Source organism: Burkholderia sp. MS389 (assembly GCF_016899425.1).
Lineage (GTDB): Bacteria > Pseudomonadota > Gammaproteobacteria > Burkholderiales > Burkholderiaceae > Burkholderia > Burkholderia sola.
Map to the genome: position 1 here is coordinate 1,825,736 of NZ_CP045995.1, position 22,180 is coordinate 1,847,915.

The 22,180-nt window shown below is 62.5% G+C and carries 14 protein-coding genes and 1 pseudogene; 3 read left to right on the plus strand and 12 right to left on the minus strand.

The genetic code is table 11. The features are described 5' to 3' along the window. Positions 1–185 precede the first annotated feature (185 nt). A complete protein-coding gene (locus GJG85_RS24530) occupies positions 186–3,263 on the plus strand; it encodes a heavy metal translocating P-type ATPase (RefSeq protein ID WP_124631332.1) in 3,078 nt (1,025 codons plus the stop codon). A gap of 149 nt (positions 3,264–3,412) precedes the next feature. Here the strand turns inward: GJG85_RS24530 and GJG85_RS24535 are convergent, their stop codons facing one another. The 9 genes from GJG85_RS24535 to GJG85_RS24575 form a co-directional block, all read right to left on the minus strand. Next, positions 3,413–3,892 (minus strand): GNAT family N-acetyltransferase, encoded by a 480-nt coding sequence (locus GJG85_RS24535; RefSeq protein ID WP_050012203.1) that lies wholly within the window; start codon positions 3,890–3,892, stop codon positions 3,413–3,415. 159 nt (positions 3,893–4,051) lie between these two features. Further along, positions 4,052–4,207 (minus strand): hypothetical protein, encoded by a 156-nt coding sequence (locus GJG85_RS24540; RefSeq protein WP_162838117.1) that lies wholly within the window; start codon positions 4,205–4,207, stop codon positions 4,052–4,054. 175 nt (positions 4,208–4,382) lie between these two features. After that, on the minus strand, positions 4,383–5,744 hold the full coding sequence (locus GJG85_RS24545; protein WP_204384476.1) for a flagellar hook-length control protein FliK: 1,362 nt from the start codon (positions 5,742–5,744) through the stop codon (positions 4,383–4,385). A 542-nt stretch (positions 5,745–6,286) separates the two neighbouring features. After that, positions 6,287–6,784 (minus strand): hypothetical protein, encoded by a 498-nt coding sequence (locus GJG85_RS24550; RefSeq protein WP_124631333.1) that lies wholly within the window; start codon positions 6,782–6,784, stop codon positions 6,287–6,289. Between the two features lie 162 nt (positions 6,785–6,946). Beyond that, the gene (locus GJG85_RS24555; RefSeq protein WP_050012205.1) at positions 6,947–7,414 is read right to left on the minus strand and encodes a DUF4019 domain-containing protein; all 468 of its coding nucleotides are present in this window, start codon (positions 7,412–7,414) and stop codon (positions 6,947–6,949) included. 26 nt (positions 7,415–7,440) lie between these two features. Next, a complete protein-coding gene (locus GJG85_RS24560) occupies positions 7,441–8,589 on the minus strand; it encodes a DUF2827 domain-containing protein (RefSeq protein WP_060733344.1) in 1,149 nt (382 codons plus the stop codon). A 65-nt stretch (positions 8,590–8,654) separates the two neighbouring features. Further along, positions 8,655–9,770 carry an EAL domain-containing protein gene (locus GJG85_RS24565; protein WP_176016294.1) on the minus strand — a complete coding sequence of 372 codons (1,116 nt, stop codon included), beginning with the start codon at positions 9,768–9,770 and terminating at the stop codon, positions 8,655–8,657. Positions 9,771–9,974: 204 nt separating this feature from the next. Next, the gene (locus GJG85_RS24570) at positions 9,975–11,126 is read right to left on the minus strand and encodes a DUF2827 domain-containing protein (RefSeq protein ID WP_204383935.1); all 1,152 of its coding nucleotides are present in this window, start codon (positions 11,124–11,126) and stop codon (positions 9,975–9,977) included. A gap of 144 nt (positions 11,127–11,270) precedes the next feature. Continuing rightward, on the minus strand, positions 11,271–17,390 hold the full coding sequence (locus GJG85_RS24575) for a YadA-like family protein (RefSeq protein WP_204384477.1): 6,120 nt from the start codon (positions 17,388–17,390) through the stop codon (positions 11,271–11,273). A gap of 609 nt (positions 17,391–17,999) precedes the next feature. On the opposite strand from GJG85_RS24575, the gene GJG85_RS24580 reads away from it, so the two are divergent. Both GJG85_RS24580 and GJG85_RS24585 read left to right on the plus strand, forming a co-directional pair. After that, positions 18,000–18,368, plus strand: a complete 369-nt coding sequence (locus tag GJG85_RS24580) for an H-NS histone family protein (RefSeq protein WP_081083370.1) — start codon at positions 18,000–18,002, stop codon at positions 18,366–18,368. A 124-nt stretch (positions 18,369–18,492) separates the two neighbouring features. Then, positions 18,493–19,176, plus strand: coding sequence for a response regulator transcription factor (locus GJG85_RS24585; protein ID WP_124631341.1), 684 nt, complete (start codon positions 18,493–18,495; stop codon positions 19,174–19,176). Between the two features lie 109 nt (positions 19,177–19,285). On the opposite strand, the gene GJG85_RS24590 is transcribed toward GJG85_RS24585, so the two are convergent. The 3 genes and pseudogenes from GJG85_RS24590 to GJG85_RS24600 form a co-directional block, all read right to left on the minus strand. Then, a complete protein-coding gene (locus GJG85_RS24590; RefSeq protein ID WP_204383937.1) occupies positions 19,286–20,575 on the minus strand; it encodes an MFS transporter in 1,290 nt (429 codons plus the stop codon). Positions 20,576–20,663: 88 nt separating this feature from the next. Then, on the minus strand, positions 20,664–21,572 hold the full coding sequence (locus GJG85_RS24595) for an AraC family transcriptional regulator (RefSeq protein WP_239468944.1): 909 nt from the start codon (positions 21,570–21,572) through the stop codon (positions 20,664–20,666). 125 nt (positions 21,573–21,697) lie between these two features. Next, positions 21,698–21,974: pseudogene (locus GJG85_RS24600) on the minus strand (transposase); the annotation flags it as partial. Positions 21,975–22,180: the final 206 nt, after the last annotated feature.

Genomic DNA, 22,180 nt, shown 5'->3' on the forward strand with positions numbered 1-22,180 from the left:
CCCACCCGCCCCGGCCACGATCGCCCGGCTGTCCGTCCGGAAGCCGGGCGCTCGCTTTTTCCGCGTTGTGACACCCTGTGTGCATCGGCATGCGTCGCATCGTCGCCGACGCTTGACCTTACCATCATGGGAATGTTGATACTGGAACCATTCGCGGTACGAACCGCGCTTTTGGGAAATCCGACATGACTGAACCACTTGCCTCCGCGGCGCTGCAAACGATCGAACTGAGCGTCGACGGCATGCATTGCGGCGGCTGCACGGGCCGCGTGCAGCGCGCGCTGGCCGCCGTGCCGGGCGTCGTCGATGCGGCGGTCGATCTCGACACGCATGCGGCGACGGTCACGGCGCAGGACACCGTCGCGGCGGGCCAGCTCGTCGGCGCCGTCCGGGAGGCTGGCTATCGCGCGGCGGTGCGCGAAGCGGCCATCGAAGCCGGCGCGGCCACGCATTCGGCGCACGCGTCGCGCGACGAAACGCCGTCCGCGGCTTCCGGGCTTCCTCCCGCTGCTGCGACGATCGAACTCGACATCGACGGGATGACCTGCGCGTCTTGCGTGTCGCGCGTCGAAAAAGCGCTGGCGAAGGTGCCGGGCGTTACGCGAGCGTCAGTCAACCTGGCGACCGAACGCGCGACGGTCGATGCGTCGGCCGGTGTTTCGGCCACCCAGTTGGCGGACGCCGTGAGACAGGCCGGTTATGGTGCGACGCCAACTGCGTCGGACACCGTCGTCCCGGCCGCCGCCACTGCATTGCCCACCGCGCCCACAAGCATCGAACTCGACATCGACGGGATGACCTGCGCGTCATGCGTGTCGCGCGTGGAGAAGGCGCTCGCGAAGGTGCCGGGCGTCACGCGCGCGTCGGTCAACCTCGCGACCGAACGCGCGACCGTCGACGCGTCGAACGCCGTATCCGCCGCACAGCTCGTCGACGCGGTGAAGCAAGCCGGCTACGGCGCGACACCGGCAGCCGTCGCGGCTCCGCCCGCCACTTCCGCTGCCACGCCTGCTTCCACCGTCGTCGAACTCGACATCGGCGGCATGACCTGCGCGTCCTGCGCCGGCCGCGTCGAAAAAGCGCTGGCCGCCGTGCCGGGCGTCACGCGCGCGACGGTCAATCTCGCGACCGAACGTGCGTCGGTGCACGGCGCCGGCGCACTCGACGCCGCCACGCTGATCGCGGCGGTCACCACAGCCGGCTACCATGCATCGCTTCCGGCCGCGTCGCCCGCCGGCGCACCGGCCGGCGCCGACTTGCAACCGTCCGGCCCCGCGCAGGACCTGGACGCCCGCAAGCGCCGCGAAGCGATCCGCGAACGCAACCTCGTGATCGGGGCCGCCATGCTGAGCGCGCCGCTCGTCGCGCCGATGCTCGCCGCGCCGTTCGGCATCGACCTGATGCTGCCCGGCTGGCTCCAGCTCGTGCTCGCGTCGATCGTCCAGTTCGGCTTCGGCGCGCGCTTCTACCGCGCGGCCTGGCATGCGGTGAAGGCGCGCACCGGCAACATGGACCTGCTCGTCGCGCTCGGCACGTCGGCCGCGTACGGGCTGAGCCTGTGGATGTTGCTGCGCGATCCCGCGCATCCCGGCCATCTGTATTTCGAGGCGTCGGCCGTCATCGTCACGCTCGTGCGCTTCGGCAAGTGGCTCGAATCGCGCGCGAAGCGCCAGACCACCGAGGCGATCCGCGCGCTGAACGCGCTGCGGCCGGACCGCGCGCGCGTCGTCGAGGATGGCGTCGAACGCGACGTGCCGCTGTCGCAGGTGCGCGTCGGCACGCACGTGAGCATCCGGCCCGGCGAGCGCGTGCCCGTCGACGGCCGCATCGTGTCGGGCCGCTCGCACATCGACGAATCGCTGATCACCGGCGAAAGCCTGCCCGTGCCGAAAGACGACGGCGATGCGGTCACGGCCGGCTCGATCAACGGCGAAGGCGCGCTCGTCGTCGAAACCACCGCGATCGGCGCGGAGACGACGCTCGCGCGCATCATCCGCCTCGTCGAATCCGCGCAGGCCGAGAAGGCGCCGATCCAGCGCCTCGTCGATCGCGTCAGCGAGGTGTTCGTGCCGGCGATCCTCGGCATCGCCGTGCTGACGCTGGTCGGCTGGCTGATCGCCGGCGCGGGAATGGAAACCGCGATCCTCAACGCGGTCGCGGTGCTCGTGATCGCATGCCCGTGCGCGCTCGGTCTCGCGACGCCCGCCGCGATCATGGCCGGCACGGGCGTCGCGGCCCGGCACGGCGTGCTGATCAAGGACGCGCAGGCGCTCGAACTCGCGCAGCGCACGACCGTGATCGCGTTCGACAAGACCGGTACGCTGACCGAAGGCAAACCGTCCGTGACCGCGTTCGACGCCGTCGGCGTGCCGCGCGGCGAGGCGCTCGCGCTCGCGGCGGCCGTGCAGCGGCAGAGCGACCATCCGCTCGCGCGGGCCGTGGTAGCCGCGCATGAAGCGGACGTGGCCGCACAAGTCGGCGCGGCGGAGCCGGCCGTCGCGACCGATGCGCGCGCGGTGGCCGGGCGCGGCGTGGAAGCGCACGTCGGCGGGCAGCGGCTCGCGCTCGGCAGCACGCGCTGGCGCGACGAACTCGGCATCGCGGTGCCGCCGGCGCTCGACGCCCGCGCGGCGGAACTCGAGCGCGCCGGCAACACGATCTCGTGGCTGATGCGTGCCGACGCGCCGCGCGCGGTGCTCGCGCTGATCGCCTTCGGCGACACCGTGAAGCCGGGCGCCCGCGACGCGATCGCGGCACTGGCGGCGCGCGGCGTCGCGAGCGCACTCGTGACGGGCGACAACCGCGGCAGCGCGGCGGCCGTCGCGGCGGCGCTCGGCATCGGCGAAGTGCATGCGCAGGTGCTGCCCGACGACAAGGCGCGCGTCGTCGCCGAGCTGAAGCGCACGCACGGCGGGATCGTCGCGATGGTCGGCGACGGGATCAACGATGCGCCCGCGCTCGCCGCGGCGGACGTCGGCATCGCGATGGCGACCGGCACCGACGTCGCGATGCACACGGCCGGCATCACGCTGATGCGCGGCGACCCGGCGCTCGTCGCCGACGCGATCGACATCTCCAAACGCACGTACCGCAAGATCCAGCAGAACCTGTTCTGGGCGTTCGTCTACAACCTGGTCGGCGTGCCGCTCGCGGCGCTCGGCTTGCTGAACCCGGTGATCGCGGGCGCGGCGATGGCGTTTTCCAGCGTCAGCGTCGTGACCAACGCGTTGCTGCTGCGGAGATGGAAAGGCCGCGCGCGGTGAGCGGTGAGCGGTGAATGGCGGATGGCCGGATGGGCCGTTCGGCGGTCGACGCTCGACCAACAGGGAGGATAGGGACGCATGCCGACGTTGGCCGGCGACGCGGCGTGCCGAACCGGCCGCATGTGACGACGCATCGCCGGCCGGCGGATTCAGTCCGACACGACCGGTTTGATCAACGTCGTGGTGATCGGCACGAAGCCGCACGCGCGATACAGCGCGCGCGCCGCCGCGTTGTGATTGAACACCGACAGCCCGATCTCGGTGACGCCGTAGCGGCGCGCCTCGGCGTCGAGTGCGCCGAGCGCGCGCGTGGCCCAGCCCTGGCGGCGCCGGGACGGGACGATGTCGAGGTCGTAGATGAACAGCGTGCGGTTCGGCCCTTCGGGGACGATCGCGTACCAGAGGCCGCCCACCGTGTCGCCGCTGGCGCCGTCGATGAGCGTGACGAGGGTCTGGCCGGCGGTCAGCAGGCCGTCCGGCAGCAGCGTGTCGAAACAGGCGCGCGCACGATCGGCCGCGTCTTCGACAGCATTTTGTCCGGAGGAAACGAGATCGCTCGCGTAGCCGTCGATGGCTCGCGTGCGGTACGCGCGGAATTCGCCGGCCGTCATCGGCCGCATCTGCAACATGGCCCGGTCGCCGTGAACGGAAGCGGACTTCCAGTGTAGCGTGACAGTCGCACCGGCGCGCGATGCGGCGGTGGAGAACGGGCAGGCAGGTGCGGCGAACGCCGCGCCGAATCAGCGAATCAGCGAATCAGCGAATCAGCGAATCAGCGAATCAGCGAATCAGCGACGGTACAGGACGATCGGCACGAGGTGCGCACGGCGCACGCGCTCGGCTTCCGCATGACGCGCAGCGTACGAGTACTCGGCGTCGAGCGGCAGGTGCGGGGAGACGAACAGGTCGTCGATTTTTTGCAGCAGGGCGAAGATGAAGCTCATGTGAGACTCCTGACAGACGTGGCTAGGGTTTTCCCTTAGATGACCTCCATTCTAAGGGTTTTCCCTGAATTCTGCCAGTGAGCTGCATCGGTTTGCCGCAGGCGCGCGACAGCCGATCGCCGGCGCGGAACGGCGATCCTTGCTGCGTCGGGCTTCCAGGATGGGGTCGAAACGATCAGCGCGCGCGGTGAGCCCGCTTCCCGACGGCCGCCTCGCGGTTCGCGTTGCGCTGAAGCCGGTCGACTTGCGACAGAAGCGCTTCGTGGTGCTCTTCGAGCGTCATCAGCGTGGCCTGCTGCGTCGACAGATCGGCCGCGAGGCGATCGATCCGCTGCTGCTTGGTGGCGACGTCCTGCTTCAGGTGCGCGATCTGGCGCGTTTGCAGTACCAGCGCGACGAGCCCCGCCAGCACGACGACGGCCAGCGCGAGCAGCAGGCGGTTCACGCGGCGCATCTCGCGATCGGCCGCGCGCGTCAGGCCGTCCACGTCGGACTGCAGCGCGGCGATCCGGTCGGTCAGCGGGCGCAGGTGCGTGTCCGGATCGAAGGCCGGCGTGGGCGGTTGCGTACGCTCCGACGAGGGCTTGGTCACGAACGATGCGGCGGAGCCCACCGGCTGCGTGACCGGCGACGGCGAAGCGTCGGGATGCCGGGTCGTGTCGCGGGGCTTCGCGGAATGCGGGGTGATCGCCGGTTCGGACGGCTCTGCCGGCGTCTGCGGCTCGACCCGTGCAGCGACGACCGGCGGCGGGTTCAAGTCAGCCGCTTCCGGCTTCGAATCGATGCGCGTCGGAACCGGTGCGGCCTGCGTCGCCGTCGCTTCGCTTGCGCCGGCAGCCGCCCGGCGCTTGCCGCCCGAAGACGAACGGCGTTCCTTCGCGGCATCACCGGAAGATTTCCCTTCGCGGGATTTGACGCCCGCCGCCTCGACGGCAGGCTTCGCGACTTCGCCCTCTGCCGCTTGCGATTCCGCCGCCTGCGCCGCCTCGCCATCGGCAGCTTGCAGTGTCGTGTTCGTCTTCGCCTTCGCGGCGCCATCGATCACCGGCACGTCGACCTGCGTGACGACGCGATCGCCGGCAGGCAAATCCGCTGCCTCCGTTGCACGATCCCCTGCAGATGTACCGTTGACGTTCGCGGCCAAACCGCCTTCAGGCGTCGAAACGACCACGGTCGCCACATCGAGCGTCGCCGCCCCTTCAGCTTCCGCCAGCCCCGCGGCAGCCGCATCCGCCGGCGGGCTGAATCCGTCCAGCGTGGCCTGTCGCCCGTCGTCGGCGCCGGCCGACTCATCGGCTCCCACGATCGCTTCATCGCGCACCGCAACCGGCATGCGTTCGCCGGGCTCGAGCACCGGATCGCCGAACAGGTCGAGCGTCCGTTCGTCGCGCGGCGCGTCGCCGGCCGCTGCGCTGCCGGATCGCGCCGTCGCCCTGGCGGACGTGCTGCCTGCGGCAGCGGCCGAGCGCTGGCGCGAACGGGCCGACGAACGGGCGGAACGGGAACGGGAGCGAGGCGTGGAAACGGATTCGCTCACGTCTGCCAGATTATCGTCCAGGGACATCCAGTGAAATCCTATTGTTCTTCAACAAATCAATAACTTGCGTCTTCAATCCATCCAATTTGCTCTGACTCCATCCAGCCTGTCCAGTCATCCCCGATGGGCTACGTGATGGGCCAAAAACCGATGCTAACCGACAAACAAGCCAAAGCGCTCAAACCAAGCGACAAACCCGTCTTCGACGGCAAAGTGACTGGACTGCTGCTCACTCCAACGAAATCGGGCTGCAAGTGGGCCTCGCCGTGTGACTGGCAAGCGACGCAGGCCTCGGCACGTACCCTGAAATCTCCATCGCTGAAGCGACGAACGTGCCGATCGGCAATCCCGCTGGCAGGCAAAAAAGCATTCGGTTAGTCGCAAATATCGACGTATTTTCCATTACCGTTGTATCGACGATCACTCGCGGTCGCCGACCGCGAGCGCCCACGGTCCGTCGCGTGCGCACTTGCTTGACCGGCTCGCGGATCGCCAGCCCACACTAGCCCAACCTTGAAGCCTGCGGCCGGCACGTTGCTGCGCTACCGCTCGACCAGCGGCGCCGGAACGTGTAAATACGGAAACGTCGCGGGGATCGTGTCGACCGTCGTCTCGCACAGCATCGGCAAGCTCATGATTCGACACGCATAATCGTGCGCCGGCAATGTAGCCACATCGCCGAGCGTTACGCAACGATCGACCCTGTCGACCGATGCAACAGGCGCGTCAGCGCAGCTGGGCACACTAACCGTCAGCGTCGCCAGCCCGCGCCGCTTCAGCATCGGCAGATACCGCGCGAACTGCACGACATCGCCGAGCCCCTGTTCCGGCCAGACGATGAGCGACTTCCCGTCGAGCGTCTCGCCCCCGCCGCGGCGCAGGCAGGTCCGGCGTAACGTGATTCGATGCATCAGCGCCCCAATGCGACGAGAGTTGGTAGCGGCCTCGTAAAGCCGCAGCCCTCCTCGTACTGCCCCATCGCGAGCAGGAGCAGGGTTCAGGTTGAATATCGTCGGTACACGGCCAGGATCGAGCGTCAACGCACGTCTCAGACACGCGACGGCCTCGCTCAGGCGGCCGGCGTCATGCAGCAAGCGACCCAAGTTGTTCCCGGCTTCTGGTCGACGTGACGGGTGATGCTTCGCGAGTTCGATCGCCGGGACAGATGGGAAGCGATCTATCCGTCCACGAAGATCAACGATCTACTGGATAAAATTCTGCTCTATTCGCGGTACGTAGCCAGTCAAGTGCCAGCGGCCGTCGGGTTCGAGGCGGAAGCTCAGCTTCTCGAACATCGTGGCGCCGCTCGCCAGCGTCGTCGCGTAATCGACGTTCGCGTAGAGCCCGTCGGGCATCCCGCTTGCGTGCTCGTAGCGGATGCGCGCGACCTGCGCCCAGCCACGATGGCTGACCGCGCCGACCGACTGGCGTGCTTGCTGCATCTGCGCCGTGAACTGGTCCTGCTTGATGCGCGCCTTGAGGAAGGGTGCGGCGTCGGTCCATACCGCGCCGTACAGGCCTGAATCGAGCTGCTTGAATACCGCATCGGAATCGCGGAGCAGCGTGTCGGCCGATTCACTGGAAGATTGCGCGTGTGCGCCGATCGCGATCGATGCGGCGGCGCAGCCACTCAGCCATTTTGCGCGGGTAAGGGTCGGGCGTGGGTTCATTGTCGGGGTCCGGAAAGGTCTGCGCATTACGCGTCGCGATAGAGAACGGCGATTGCATCCGTATAGGCCGCGACGTTCTCGGGGTTGTAGATGCTGACCGAGTCGAGCACGTATTTCGATTTTCCGCGGTACTCGTCGAGGTTCGCGTCGTGCTCTGAAAATGCCTGCAAGAGTGCCCATCCCCCCTCCTGACAATTGAAGTCCGGATAGAAATACCCGGCCTTGCCGAGGAACGGCGAGTTGTGGATCAGCGGATAGTCGCCGTACAGCAACTCGTAATACAGGTAGTTCTGCGCGTTCTCCCACGTGTGCGACACCACCGCGTCGCCGTACGCGGCCATGAATTCGTACACCGCGTAGCGGCTTTCGAACGTCGTGATCCCGTGGTTCACGATGTCGAGGCTCTTCGCGAAGTGCACGAACGTCGGATGTTCCTTCAGGTGCAGCGTGTTGCATACGCGCACGAATTCGAGGAACGCCGGCTTCGCGCGATACGCTTCCTCGGTCACGAGCATCGGGATGATGCTGGTCTTCACCATGCAGATGTTCGGCTCGAACATCGTCACGCGCCACCGGGGCTTGCCGGGCTGATAGCCGAACGACAAACCGGCGCCGAGCGTCGCGCGCGCCTTGTCGAACAGCATCGGGTGCCAGATGTGCGGGACGATCGTGACCGGTGCGCGCAAGCCCGTCTGGTAGTAGTGCAGGCACGAGCGCTCGAATTCGGGAATCGTCCACACCGCGTCGTACGGCGCGCCCGAGAACAGGAAGCCTGACGGCTTGTCGAACATCGCGCGCTCGATGTCGATCACGTAGTCGTTGCCGACCCGCATCGTGACGACCTTGCCGCCGCGCTCGCGGAACGCGCGCAGGTAATCCGCGCCGAATTGCGCGCTCATTTCGATCAGCACGTCGCAGCGCTCGAGCGCTTCGTCCATCGACAGCAGCGGCACGTTCCACTCGCCGAGCATCATCTGCGGATCGGCGACCTGTTCGCCGCCGTTGACCATCACGGCATCCGCGACGAGCGGCGACTGGCGCAGCAGCAGGATCAGCAGCAGGCAGTTCTGGAAAATGCCGTTTTCCCACAGCGACTGGCCGGCGCCGCGCACGAACAGCGACACGCCGACGACGAGGCGTCCGCGGGCGCGAGATACTGGTCTGGTGGTCGCCATTTCCGTTTATTCCTCCAGGTTGAACCGCTGGGCGCTTGGCGCTTGAGAATTCCGATATCGACCATTCACAAGTCGACTCCCGATTTCATCGAGCGTGCCAATTCCTGGCCATTGATTCGACCGAGCATGGCAAAACACCGAAGCAGTCGCACTGATGATGTATTGTGTGTTTCCGCCTGTTTTTCCATCGCGTCCGTCAGGTAACTGCGCATACTCGTTGCGATAGCGGAACGCCTGCCATACAACGCGCTTGCAAGTCCGGCCGAAAAGGCACGCCTCGCGTCGCCGTGTATCTTTCTGTCCATGTGCGGATCGATCACCGCATTGGCGATACGCTCGAATTGCTGCATCGAGCGCCCTACCGATCCACCTGCGGACTGCTCTGTCATTCTCAACCGGCTCGGCTTGCCAGTGTAGTAGCCTTGCACCCAGTGAGCCCCGGCCAGCGAGGCGGTGCGTAATGCGTCGGCGCTTTCTATTCCCTCCACCACCACCTGTGATGCCTGGTCTCGGGCACTAGTCACCAATTTCTTGAACTGCTCGAGATGTATCGCGTCGTATTCGCCCGTCGGTAACATTCGACCAGAAATCTTGATGATTTCGGGCGAAGAAATCACCGCGCGATTCTCCACGCTGAACCCGTCGCCAAAATCGTCCAGGGCGATACTGCAGCCGATACGCCGCAGGTGCTCGACAAATACTCGACCTGTTACGGGTGACAACTGCGTAGTTTCGGTAATCTCCACCACAAGACGAGACGCTATGTCCGGTCTGCCTTCAAGCAGCCGAAGAACCGATGCCCATCCTCCGATCTCATTCGCACTTTGCGCGGAAATATTGACGCCCAATCGAATGTTGAAGTTCGACTCCAGGAACTCGATGGCCATGCCAATGACATAGCGGTCCAGGAAGCGCATGAGTCCAAGCCGTTCCAGACTGGGAATAAACGCCGACGGATATGTGATCGGTTGATCGTCGGTGCCGCGAAGTCGCACCAGGCATTCGTGATACAAAACCCGTTCACCATCTTGTACGCTCAAGATCGGCTGAGCGCACAGCATCAATTGATCGCAAGCTGTCGCAGCCAGCACTACGGCGGCCGTTCTCAGGTCCGGCGTCCCGTAAGATCCTGTATCCCGTGCAAGGGCATATTGCACCATCGCCTTCGTGCAGTAGCTCATGTCGTCGTCATACACTCGGACGAAAAACGTGGCGTCCCGCGAACCTTGGCGAAAACCGGCACAGAAACCCGAGGCTCCGAAAAATCCTGTCGCCCCGCAGCCACGGGCCGGTGCGATGCATGAACGGCGATACACCGACGACGAAGCGCTCGCCCTCGCCGGGCGCTGGACGCACATGGGCGTCCGACACGCGTATGGGCCGGTTCATGCGGCCAGGCGCTCAACGAACGCGTCCAGGTTGGCGGGGTTGTCGATCGAGACCGATCGCAGCAACCGGTCAGCTTTCGCGCGATAGTCGTCAAGCCGCTCGTCGTGATGCAGCCACGCTTCGAGCAGCGCCTGGCTGCCCGCGACGGAATCGAAGTCGGGGTAGTAGTAGCCGGCATCTCCGAGCAGCGTCGAATTGTGGATCAGCGGATAGCCGCCATATAACACGTCGTAGTACAGGTAGTTCTGCGGATTTTCCCAATGGTGCGACACGACGGCATCCGCATGGCGCGCCATGAAGCCCGGCAGGTCGGTGCGCGGTTCGAACGTCGCCTTATGTCGGCGTACGAGATCTAGGCTGTTCGCGAAATGCACGAAGGTAGAATGTGCCTTCATGTGTATCGAACTGACGACGAACAGATGCTGCACGGCCTCGGGATGCGCGCGGTAGAACTCGTCGCAAACAAGCATCGGGTAATGGCAGGACTTCACAACTGAGATGTTTGGTTCGAGCGTCGCGAGACACCACGCGCGGCGACCAGGCCGATAGCCGAACGTCATTCCTTCGCTCGCCAGCGCGGCAATACGGCGATCGAGAAAGTACGGCGACCAAAGATGCGGAATCGTATGGACCGGCGCGCGCGTGAGCGTGCGCAGCAGCGGCACGTCGATCTTTTGCGATTTTTCGAGTACCCACACTTCGTCGAACTGCGTGCCGTTGAAGATGTGTCCCGAAGGCTTCTCGAAGATCGGCGTTTCGGCGAGGCCACTGTACGTATGGCCGACGTAGCACGCGACGAGCTTCGTGCCGAGCGCCTTCACGTGCCTGAGCCATTCGGCCGGCAGTTGTGCACCCATCTCGATCACGACGTCGAGCTCATGCGCGACGTCGACGGGTTTCACGAGCGGGATGTCGAGGCCGTCGAGGTCGAGACCGGCCGGCAGCGCGTTCGCGTCCCCGCCGTTCAGGAAATAGACGGGGCCGATGCGGTCCGAGTGCTTGAGCATCATCGCAAGGAACGCGATGTTCTGGTGAATGCCGTTTTCCCACAACGACTGGCCGTCGCGCGCAAACAGCGAGATGCCCACACCTGGGCGCAGCCTTTTGCGATTGTGGTTGAGGGAACATCCGAGCGGAGAATGCCTCATGGTTCCACCCGGAATGCGTGGCGTAGTTGAAAGCTATCCATAAAACGCCCCACTTGACGAGGCAAAATTATTAGCGGTTGAGCAGGGAAATCTCCGGGCGGATGCCGACAGGATCGGCATCCGCCCGGAGCTCAAATCAACGCTTTACCATTGATATGAGACGCCAGCGCCATAAGTGCTGGCGCTCCCGCTGATCCCTACCCCGATCTTCGCTTTCAGGTTGTCGCTGAAGCGAACGGATACCCCGAGCGCAGTCGCTGCATACCCTTGGTAACTCCCCCCTCCGATCCCCACCGCAATCGTCTTCCCGGGGTCGACTTCGGGAATCATGGTCAACGCGGTTGCCGCGGCGATCCCGGAGTAGGCACGACGTGCTACCTCATTGACGGTCGACTGGACACCCCACAACTGGTTCATGTTCGCTGCATCCGTTCCGTTGATGCCAGGCGCCACGTTCGTCAACCGACGCTCATTGCCGGGCGATCCGAACGACACCGTGTTGGGCTGCGAAGCCACCGAACCCGCACCGATTGCCACGGCATTCGAAGCGCTCGCGACACTGCCCTGTCCTACCGCAGTCGTATTGGCTCCCGAAGCAGTCGATCCCTGGCCCAATGCAGTCGAGTTGTCTCCTGTCGCGGCTGCGGCCTGACCATCCGCCTTCGAGTTAGCGCCCGAGGCGATCGCGCCCTGCCCCTCTGCAGTCGAGTTTTGCCCGGATGCAACCGCGCCTTCACCCACCGCGGTCGAGTTCGCTCCGGACGCGGATGCGCCTTGACCGACGGCCGTCGAGTTCGGTGCCGCGGTGGCCCCGGTGCCGATGGCGGTGCTACCGTCCGTCGTCTGGGTCTTGATCGACGTGAGGGGCGCCACTGCGGTTGAAAGCGATGCCAGGCTGTCGTTGGTTGTGGACAGTCCGGTCGAGAGCGACGTCACGTTACTGTCGGTCGTGCTCAATCCCGTCGACAACGAGGTAATACTGCTGTTTGTCGAGCTGAGGCCGGTCGACGTTGACGTCGACAGCGACGCGACACTGCTGTTGGTCGTGCTCAGGCCCGTCGACAGTGAGCTGACGCCGGTGGATGCGGATGTCGAGAGTGACGCCACGTTGCTGTTCGTCGTGCTCAGCCCCGTCGACAGCGACGCGACGCTGCTCCCGGTTGCGCTAAGGCCGGTCGACAGCGAGCCAATGCCCGTCGACGTGGACGTCGACAACGATGCCAGGTTGCTGTTGGTCGCACTCAATCCCGTCGACAGCGAGTTGACGGTTGTCGACGTCGAGGTCGACAACGACGCCACCGTGCTGTTGGTCGTGCTCAGGCCAGTCGACAACGAGCTGATACCCGTCGAGGCCGAGGTCGACAGCGACGTCACCGTGCTGTCCGTCGTGCTCAGGCCAGTCGATAACGAGCTGATGCCCGTCGAGGCCGAGGTCGACAGCGACGTCACCGTGCTGTCCGTCGTGCTCAGGCCAGTCGACAACGAACTGATGCCCGTCGAGGTCGACGTCGACAGCGACGTCACCGTGCTGTCCGTCGTGCTCAGGCCAGTCGACAACGAACTGATGCCCGTCGAGGTCGACGTCGACAGCGACGTCACCGTGCTGTCCGTCGTGCTCAGGCCAGTCGACAACGAACTGATGCCCGTCGAGGTCGACGTCGACAGCGACGTCACCGTGCTGTCCGTCGTGCTCAGGCCAGTTGACAACGAACTGATGCCCGTCGAGGTCGACGTCGACAGCGACGTCACCGTGCTATCCGTCGTGCTCAGGCCAGTCGACAACGAACTGATGCCCGTCGAGGCCGAGGTCGACAGCGACGTCACCGTGCTGTCCGTCGTGCTCAGGCCAGTTGACAACGAACTGATGCCCGTCGAGGCCGAGGTCGACAGCGACGTCACCGTGCTGTCCGTCGTGCTCAGGCTAGTCGACAACGAGCTGATGCCCGTCGAGGTCGACGTCGACAGCGACGTCACCGTGCTGTCCGTCGTGCTCAGGCCAGTCGACAACGAGCTGATGCCCGTCGAGGTCGACGTCGACAGCGACGTCACCGTGCTATCCGTCGTGCTCAGGCCAGTTGACAACGAACTGATGCCCGTCGAGGTCGACGTCGACAGCGACGTCACCGTGCTATCCGTCGTGCTCAGGCCAGTTGACAACGAACTGATGCCCGTCGAGGTCGACGTCGACAGCGACGTCACCGTGCTATCCGTCGTGCTCAGGCCAGTTGACAACGAACTGATGCCCGTCGAGGTCGACGTCGACAGCGACGTCACCGTGCTATCCGTCGTGCTCAGGCCAGTTGACAACGAACTGATACCCGTCGAGGCCGAGGTCGACAGCGACGTCACCGTACTGTCCGTCGTGCTCAGGCCAGTCGACAACGAGCTGATGCCCGTCGAGGTCGACGTCGACAGCGACGTCACCGTGCTATCCGTCGTGCTCAGACCGGTCGACAACGAACTGATGCCCGTCGAGGTCGACGTCGACAGCGAGCTGATCGAGCTATTGGCCGACGACAGGCCCGTCGACGCGGAAGTCGACAGAGATGCCACCGTGCTATCGGTCGAGCTCAGGCCAGTCGACAGCGAGTTGATGCCGGTCGAAGTCGACGTGGACAGCGAGCTGATCGAGCTATTGGCCGACGACAAGCCGGTCGACGTCGAGGTCGACAGCGACGTCACGGTGCTGTCGGTCGAGCTCAGGCCGGTCGACAGCGAGTTGATGCCGGTCGAAGTCGACGTGGACAGCGCCGTGATCGAGCTGTTGGCCGACGACAGGCCCGTCGACGTGGAGGTCGACAGCGATGCCACCGTGCTGTCGGTCGTGCTCAACCCGGTCGACAACGAGCTGATGCCCGTCGAGGTCGACGTCGACAGCGACGTCACCGTGCTATCCGTCGTGCTCAGACCGGTCGACAACGAACTGATGCCCGTCGAGGTCGACGTCGACAGCGAGCTGATCGAGCTATTGGCCGACGACAGGCCCGTCGACGCGGAAGTCGACAGAGATGCCACCGTGCTATCGGTCGAGCTCAGGCCAGTCGACAGCGAGTTGATGCCGGTCGAAGTCGACGTGGACAGCGAGCTGATCGAGCTATTGGCCGACGACAAGCCGGTCGACGTCGAGGTCGACAGCGACGTCACGGTGCTGTCGGTCGAGCTCAGGCCGGTCGACAGCGAGTTGATGCCGGTCGAAGTCGACGTGGACAGCGACGTGATCGAGCTGTTGGCCGACGACAGGCCCGTCGACGTGGAGGTCGACAGCGATGCCACCGTGCTGTCGGTCGTGCTCAACCCGGTCGACAACGAGCTGATGCCCGTCGAGGTCGACGTCGACAGCGACGTCACCGTGCTGTCGGTCGTGCTCAACCCGGTCGACAACGAGCTGATGCCCGTCGAGGTCGACGTCGACAACGACGTGATCGAGCTGGTCGCCGACGAAAGGCCCGTTGACGCTGATGTCGACAGTGAACTCAACTGACTGTAGTTCACCGCGTCGGTTGGATTCACGCCTGCGGCGACGTTAGTCAATGTGACCGGCGTAGTCGCGCCGACACTACCCAACGTCACCGACGTATGCGCTGCGTTGTCATACTGCACAGAATTTGCTACGCCCGTCGACAGCGACGCTACCGAGCTATTCGTCGCGCTCAGACCCGTCGACAGCGACGCTACCGAGCTATTCGTCGCGCTCAGACCCGTCGACAGCGACGTCACCGAGCTATTGGTCGAGCTCAGACCCGTCGACAACGAGGTCACGCCGCTTTGAGCCGTGCTGATCCCCGTCGACGCCGACGTCGACAGCGAGGTCACCGTGCTATTCGTCGTGCTCAGACCCGTCGACAACGACGTCACTCCGCTTTGAGCCGTACTGATCCCCGTCGACGCCGACGTCGACAGCGACGTCACCGAGCTATTCGTCGAGCTTAGACCCGTCGACAACGAGGTCACGCCGCTTTGAGCCGTGCTGATCCCCGTCGAGGCCGACGTCGACAGCGAGGTTACCGAGCTATTCGTCGCGCTCAGGCCCGTCGACAACGACGTCACGCCGCTTTGAGCCGTGCTGATCCCCGTCGACGCCGACGTCGACAGCGAGGTCACCGTGCTATTCGTCGCGCTCAGGCCCGTCGACAACGACGTCACTCCGCTTTGAGCCGTACTGATCCCCGTCGACGCCGACGTCGACAGCGAGGTCACCGAGCTATTGGTCGAGCTCAGACCCGTCGACAACGAGGTCACGCCGCTTTGAGCCGTGCTGATCCCCGTCGAGGCCGACGTCGACAGCGAGGTCACCGTGCTATTCGTCGCGCTCAGGCCCGTCGACAACGACGTCACTCCGCTTTGAGCCGTGCTGATCCCCGTCGACGCCGACGTCGACAGCGAGGTCACCGTGCTATTCGTCGCGCTCAGGCCCGTCGACAACGACGTCACTCCGCTTTGAGCCGTGCTGATCCCCGTCGACGCTGACGTCGAAAGCGAGGCCACGGAACTATTCGTCGAGCTCAGCCCCGTCGACAATGACGTCACTCCGCTTTGAGCCGTGCTGATCCCCGTCGACGCTGACGTCGAAAGCGAGGCCACCGAGCTATTCGTCGAGCTCAGACCGGTCGACAACGAAGTGACGCCACTTTGCGCGGTGCTGATCCCGGTGGAAGCCGACGTCGACAGCGACGCGACCGAGCTATTCGTCGAACTCAGGCCCGTCGACAACGACGTCACTCCGCTTTGAGCCGTGCTGATCCCGGTCGAGGCCGACGTCGACAGCGAGGTCACCGTGCTATTCGTCGTGCTCAGACCCGTCGACAACGAGGTCACTCCGCTTTGCGCGGTACTGATCCCCGTCGACGCCGACGTCGACAGCGAGGTCACCGTGCTATTCGTCGTGCTCAGACCCGTCGACAACGAGGTCACTCCGCTTTGAGCCGTACTGATCCCCGTCGACGCCGACGTCGACAGCGAGGTCACCGAGCTATTGGTCGAGCTCAGACCCGTCGACAACGAGGTCACGCCGCTTTGAGCCGTGCTGATCCCCGTCGACGCCGACGTCGACAGCGAGGTCACCGTGCTATTCGTCGCGCTCAGGCCCGTCGACAACGACGTCACTCCGCTTTGAGCCGTGCTGATCCCCGTCGACGCCGACGTCGACAGCGACGCGACCGAGCTATTCGTCGAACTCAGGCCCGTCGACAACGACGTCACTCCGCTTTGAGCCGTGCTGATCCCCGTCGAGGCCGACGTCGACAGCGAGGTCACCGTGCTATTCGTCGCGCTCAGGCCCGTCGACAACGACGTCACGCCGCTTTGAGCCGTGCTGATCCCCGTCGAGGCCGACGTCGACAGCGAGGTCACCGTGCTTTTGGTCGAACTCAGACTTGTCGACAACGAAGTGACGCCGCTTTGCGCGGTGCTGATCCCGGTGGAGGTTGACGTCGACAGCGAAGTCACGGAACTGTTGGTTGAACTGAGTCCCGTCGAGAGCGACGCAATTGAACTGCTTGCTGATACAGCACCGGCAGCTGCTGTAGACAGGCTTGTCACGCTCGACGCGACGGCAGTAATCGCTTGGTTCGTCGCATAAAGCTCCGATCCGTTAATCGCATCAGTGCTAGTTGACGATATCTGCCCTGCATTAACATTGGTGATGGTTCTTTCGGCACCAGGGGCACCTACGCTAACTACCGCGTTGCCGCCGCCCCCGGCAAAAGTATATAGGACACCGTTAATTGTTGTCCCGATCGGTGCAGTAACCAAAGCATCGGCTATCGACCCATTACCTAAAGCCACGGAGTTTATAGCTGCAGCGGTGGCCCCATAACCAATTGCCGTGCCACCGTCAACTGTCGAAACAGCATGCCCGCCAATTGCCGTGGCGTGCGTTTGGGCGGCGGTCGCGAACGCGCCAAGTGCGGTCGCATATAGATTCGAAGCGGTAGCGGCCCAACCAATGGCAACCGCCGGCCCCATGGTCCCAAGCACGTTCGAACCTGAATTCGCTGCCGCAGCTGAACCAATTGCAATGTCCCCAGCAGTCGATGCATTCGTGATCCCGCTATTGCCACCAATTGCGATCGCACCTGTTTGAGTGGCCGCTCCCAAGCCCGCCGAATATTGCGCCAGAACAGTATGCGGGGACGAAATCAGCGCAAGGGCCATCAGCGCAACTACGCTTCTCTTGTTCGGCTTTCCGCGAGCCGAGTCGTTTTCAGAGGCGGCCACCCAAGCGCCAAGCGCCTCGTTCCAAATTGTCCTGTAACTCTTGTTCATTTAGATCCCCGTCGATATCGAGCCGCAGCTTCCGCCAATCGACCCTTTCACATAAATCTGACAAATTAAAAAATGTCGACCTTTCAACGGCGAGCTAAATGCCAAACCAACCCACCGGCTAGCGACGATTCTCCAATTGACCGTTCCAGTCAGGGCTGAACAATTTTCACGAAAATGCACCAATCCGGTGAATATGTGTCAAGGTTCGTCAGATCGAATATCGCCTGCCGTTTAATTTATTGGCGCTCGATGGCAACAAACGACCGCTCCAAAATGACTGACCATACGTCACGCCAACCCCGCCTTTTCTCCGGGTGGCAGTAGCTCTGTCTGATGTTTTCAAATTTTTTTCGCGTCCACGAGGCCCGCAAAAATTCAAAAAGCACGGCACGGCGAAGCGTGACAATATTTCAGAAAGACAGACATCCATGGACGAACATCTGATCGCACGGAGTAGTCAATGAGCGAGTATGCGCACCTGCTATATCCGGCCGCACTGATAGCAGTGGCGTCCGGGTGAATTTAGAGAATGCCCCGCCACCTCTCGCCATTGCTTGAGGAAGCGTCAGCCGTGTAGATAATTTGCTTCCACCTTTCTAGGACACGTCAATGCAGACCTATCAAAATTATCTCGATTTGAAGAAGCGGCTCGATCACGAACTTGAGATTGAGAAATTGAAAATGATTGACGCCGTGATATCAGAGATCAGGATGTGCGTGAAATTGTTCAACTTGACCGCACGCGACGTATTCCCCCCTGAACATCAACGCCAGCGAAAAAGAAGGGCCAAATACTACGATCCGGTGTCCGGATGCACGTGGTCAGGAGTCGGTCGCGAGCCGCACTGGATTAAAGGGAAAAACCGGAAAGAATTTTTGCTGAGCCCGGTCGCGCACGATGAGACTCAGAGAAGCCTCCGCTCCGGTGAGCCATTGTCGCCCCTTCAAATGGGTCGCGATCACACGTTACTAGATTAGCATTTCAGAAATGCACTTGATTCTGAAACACATCAGATTAACTCAGAATCAGAACCACACCTCAACCGAAGGTGGTTGATTTTCACCACACAAAGGTGAAATATTCGCTTCACACGAACGATATATGAAGATTTTGTTTTTGGACGAGCGAGCAGTATATGGTGATCTCGCGCGTCTTCTCTGTCAGCAACGCGAAAATGATGTGGTCGCCGTCAAGAACGGCGCCCAGGCTGTGCGCGCCCTTCAACAAGCGATGTTCGATCTCGTTATCTTGGAATTGACTGTGCCGGCCATGCCGGGGCTCGACCTCATCCGCTGGGTTCGGCATAACCTCGGCAAGCAAATTCCCGTCTTGGCTTTGTCCGGCGTATTGTCGGACTGTTCCACCGCGGATGTACTCAACGCTGGCGCAGATGACTGGATCCGCATGCCGATGAGCAAAGAAGATTTTATCGCCAGAGTGAATGCTGTAATCCGACGCACGAACATCTCTGAAGAATCAGATGACTCCGTCTTGGTCGGAAATTACCTGGTTCCACGCGGCGGTCGAAATATCTTCGTCAACAACGAGCCAGTTAAAGTGACAAGGAAGGAGTTCGAGATCATCGCCACGCTTTTCAGAAATGTCGGGCGCGTCGTTCCCCGCGACCACCTAATAACGTTTGTCTGGGGAGACGCAGGCGACACGTCCTCGCGCTCGCTTGACACCCATATCTATCGCGTGAAAAACAAGCTGCGACTGAATGGGGAGCATGGCCTCCGGCTGCAGTCGGTGTACACCTTCGGATATAGACTCGAGAAGGTTTAAGCAGCACGCCCAGTCATGAGCCCGTTGCATCGTCTACTTCCCGGGCTGCGCATGGCGGAATGCGGCGCTCGTTGGCGGACGGAGCCGCCGGACTCTGCGATCGATGCAACTATTGAAAGGTCCTGTCTTCCGTGGCGACCGGAGCCCGGCGCGTCACGCCACGCAAAAGGATGAAGAGTATCGTCGCCCCAATCAGATCGAAGGCTCCAAATGCTCCAAAGAGAAGCCCATATCCAAACCGGTCGGCAGTCGAACCCAACAGCAACGAAAATCCAAGACCTCCAATCGAGGCCACCATACCGGCCAGTCCCGCTGCAGTACCTACCTCATCCGGTTCGAAGACGTCTGCACACAGCGTATTGAGAAGTACGGAGATCATCTGATGTGCAAAACCACCCATGCAGAACAGAACGATTGCTTGAAGCGGCGTAGCGACTAGCCCAATACACGCGGGCCCGAACATCAAAACGGCTCCGAGCGCTACGCCGGCGACGCGCGATCCGATTAGCCGCACGTGAAAGCGGTTGATCAGGAAAGGCGACAAGTATCCGCCGAAAAGGCCACCCAGGTCGGCTGCGAGAAAGGGTAGCCATGCAAACAGTGCAATCTGCTTCAGGTCCATGTGCCGTTCCGTTGCCAGATACAGCGGCACCCAGAAAATCAGGGTCTGCCAGACGGGCTCGGCAAAGAAGCGCGCCTGGGCTATTGCCCAAAAACGGCGCATTCCAAGCACCTTCCATATGCGCCGGATTCCTTCATGCCACTCGGTGCGGACTGACATTCGCTTACCGGGAGGCTCGACGTGTTTCGTCTTGGCCAGCCCCTGGTATTGCCCTGGCGAGCGGTAGACAAAATACCAAATTGCCGACCATACGAAACCCAGCGCGCCGGTAATGGTGAACGCGCTTTGCCAGCCATACTCGCGAGACAGGAACACGACGACCAGCGGTGCAAAAAGTGAGCCGAGTGATGTGCCAGCGTTGAAATAACCGACCGCAACCGATTTTTCGTGATCTGGAAACCATTCGGCAACGATTTTCATCCCGGCGGGAATCGCGACAGCATCGGCGGCGCCTTTTACCGCACGCAGTGCAGCCAGCGATAGCCATCCACCGGCCACGCCGTGCAAGATACCCGCAAATGACGAAATGCCTACGAATACAGCAACGCCAATCCGCAAGCCGATCAAGTCTATGAACAGCCCGCATATCGGTTGCATGACTAAATAGCCCGCCTGAAATGCACCGACCACGTATGCGTATTGCTGCGTACTCATGTTCAAAATGAACTTGAGTTCCGGCGCCATCACCCCAAGCGCGTTGCGGGACAGATAATCGATGATGGTACCGAGGCAGCCGAGCGCCACGACCCACCAGCGCAGGCTGTAGGCTTGTTTCATAAATTTTCCGTACAGGCGGCCTACGGGGCGGAAGGTGTGTCGTTCCCGACCGGGAGCAGGATTTCGACGTGATATCTCGCCGTGGCGATCATCGGCTTCCTTTGATCAACTGGGATGGTGACGCAGCCCATCGGCGTTTGAAAGCGGTCGAGAAATGGCTCATATTGTTGAATCCGCATGCCAGCGCTACGTCGGTTACGCTCCCGTGCCCCTGAAGCAACAGATTCTTCGCACGCTCGAGGCGAGCTTCCATCACATATTGATGTGGTGGTAAACCGGTGTACTTTCCGAACAGGCGCATGAAACCATACAAATTTGACTCGAAGCCCGCGGCACTAGCGATCTCTCGGACTCGAAGCGTTGAATCCAGCCCAGCGTGAATGAATTGCAATGCCCGGTCCATAATCGCATCCGCGAGCCCCATGTTGCACTCCCATGTGGTATTTCGGGCCAGCGCCGTGAAGCGGTAAAGCGCCGAGAGCGCCAACCACTCGGCATGTTCGACGCCAGTAGGCGTGCCCGATGACGCGTCCCGCACGATCTCGTCAATGAGTTGCACCAGTATGCGATCGTGGATACCCGCAAACCACCCATGGAGCGGGATCGGCATCCGGCCGGAGGTACCCTGAAGCCAATCGATATTGATAATGAGATGGCTTTGCTCGAGGTTGACGCCCCATCGATAATTCAACGCCGCATTAGGTGGACCATACGCCACACTGCTATCTGAAGCGTCGGCGTGCTGCCAGCGGCCGAATCGATTGAGGCTTTCAACCCGCTCGTGGGGCTTTCGATACAAGCAAAGAAGCAGGTTCGATTCGAATCGCAAATCCCGTACTTCTCCCTCTTCGCGGATCTGATAGTTATGCACTTGAATCCCATCCCACGGTGACGCCACTGGTGCGCTTTTCCATGTATCTGGTAGCGCTGTCAGGATGCGACCCTCTGAGGGAGAGGCGTTGGAACACGGAAACTGCGTGGCCGAATTGGCGTCCATGATCGGATCAAAAGTGGCATGCAATGTTGCAATAATTGGAACATGTTTCGACCATAAAGGCGAGTATTGATTCGCAGTGCGAAGGCCCGGCCTCGAGGGAAGCGAGGATCGACAGGGATTCGCAGTAGTTTGGTCAACAGCAACGCGTGAAATGCATCCCGGACTGCAGCCTCTTGCCAGTCCCGCGGCAGCAGCCAGCAACTCACGCACGAGCCACATCCCATTTTGGCAGGAAGATCGCGCCAGCGAATGCAGGTCTTCAGCACGAACAGAATGCCCGTCAGCGCTGCGCGATTCAGCACGGGCTTGCGACGCGGATACTTGAACCGACGGGGACTTGGCCGGTGGTAGAAGTGGCTCGATCAGGTTCCACAACGCGTCGTCAATGATCCGTCTGCCCATCTCCTTGATCCGGCTATCGCGACGGCTCAGGGCTAACAGGTCGAGAGAAACGTTGACAGTAGCTACGCGTCGACGTTGCAGCCAAGGCAACACCGTGGTTCGCGAATGCGCCTTCCGGGGCGCATCGCTACAAGATACGGTGGATACCGTTGTACTGAACTCTCACCCATCAACGGAGCAACGTCATGCGACCGAGGATTTTTTTT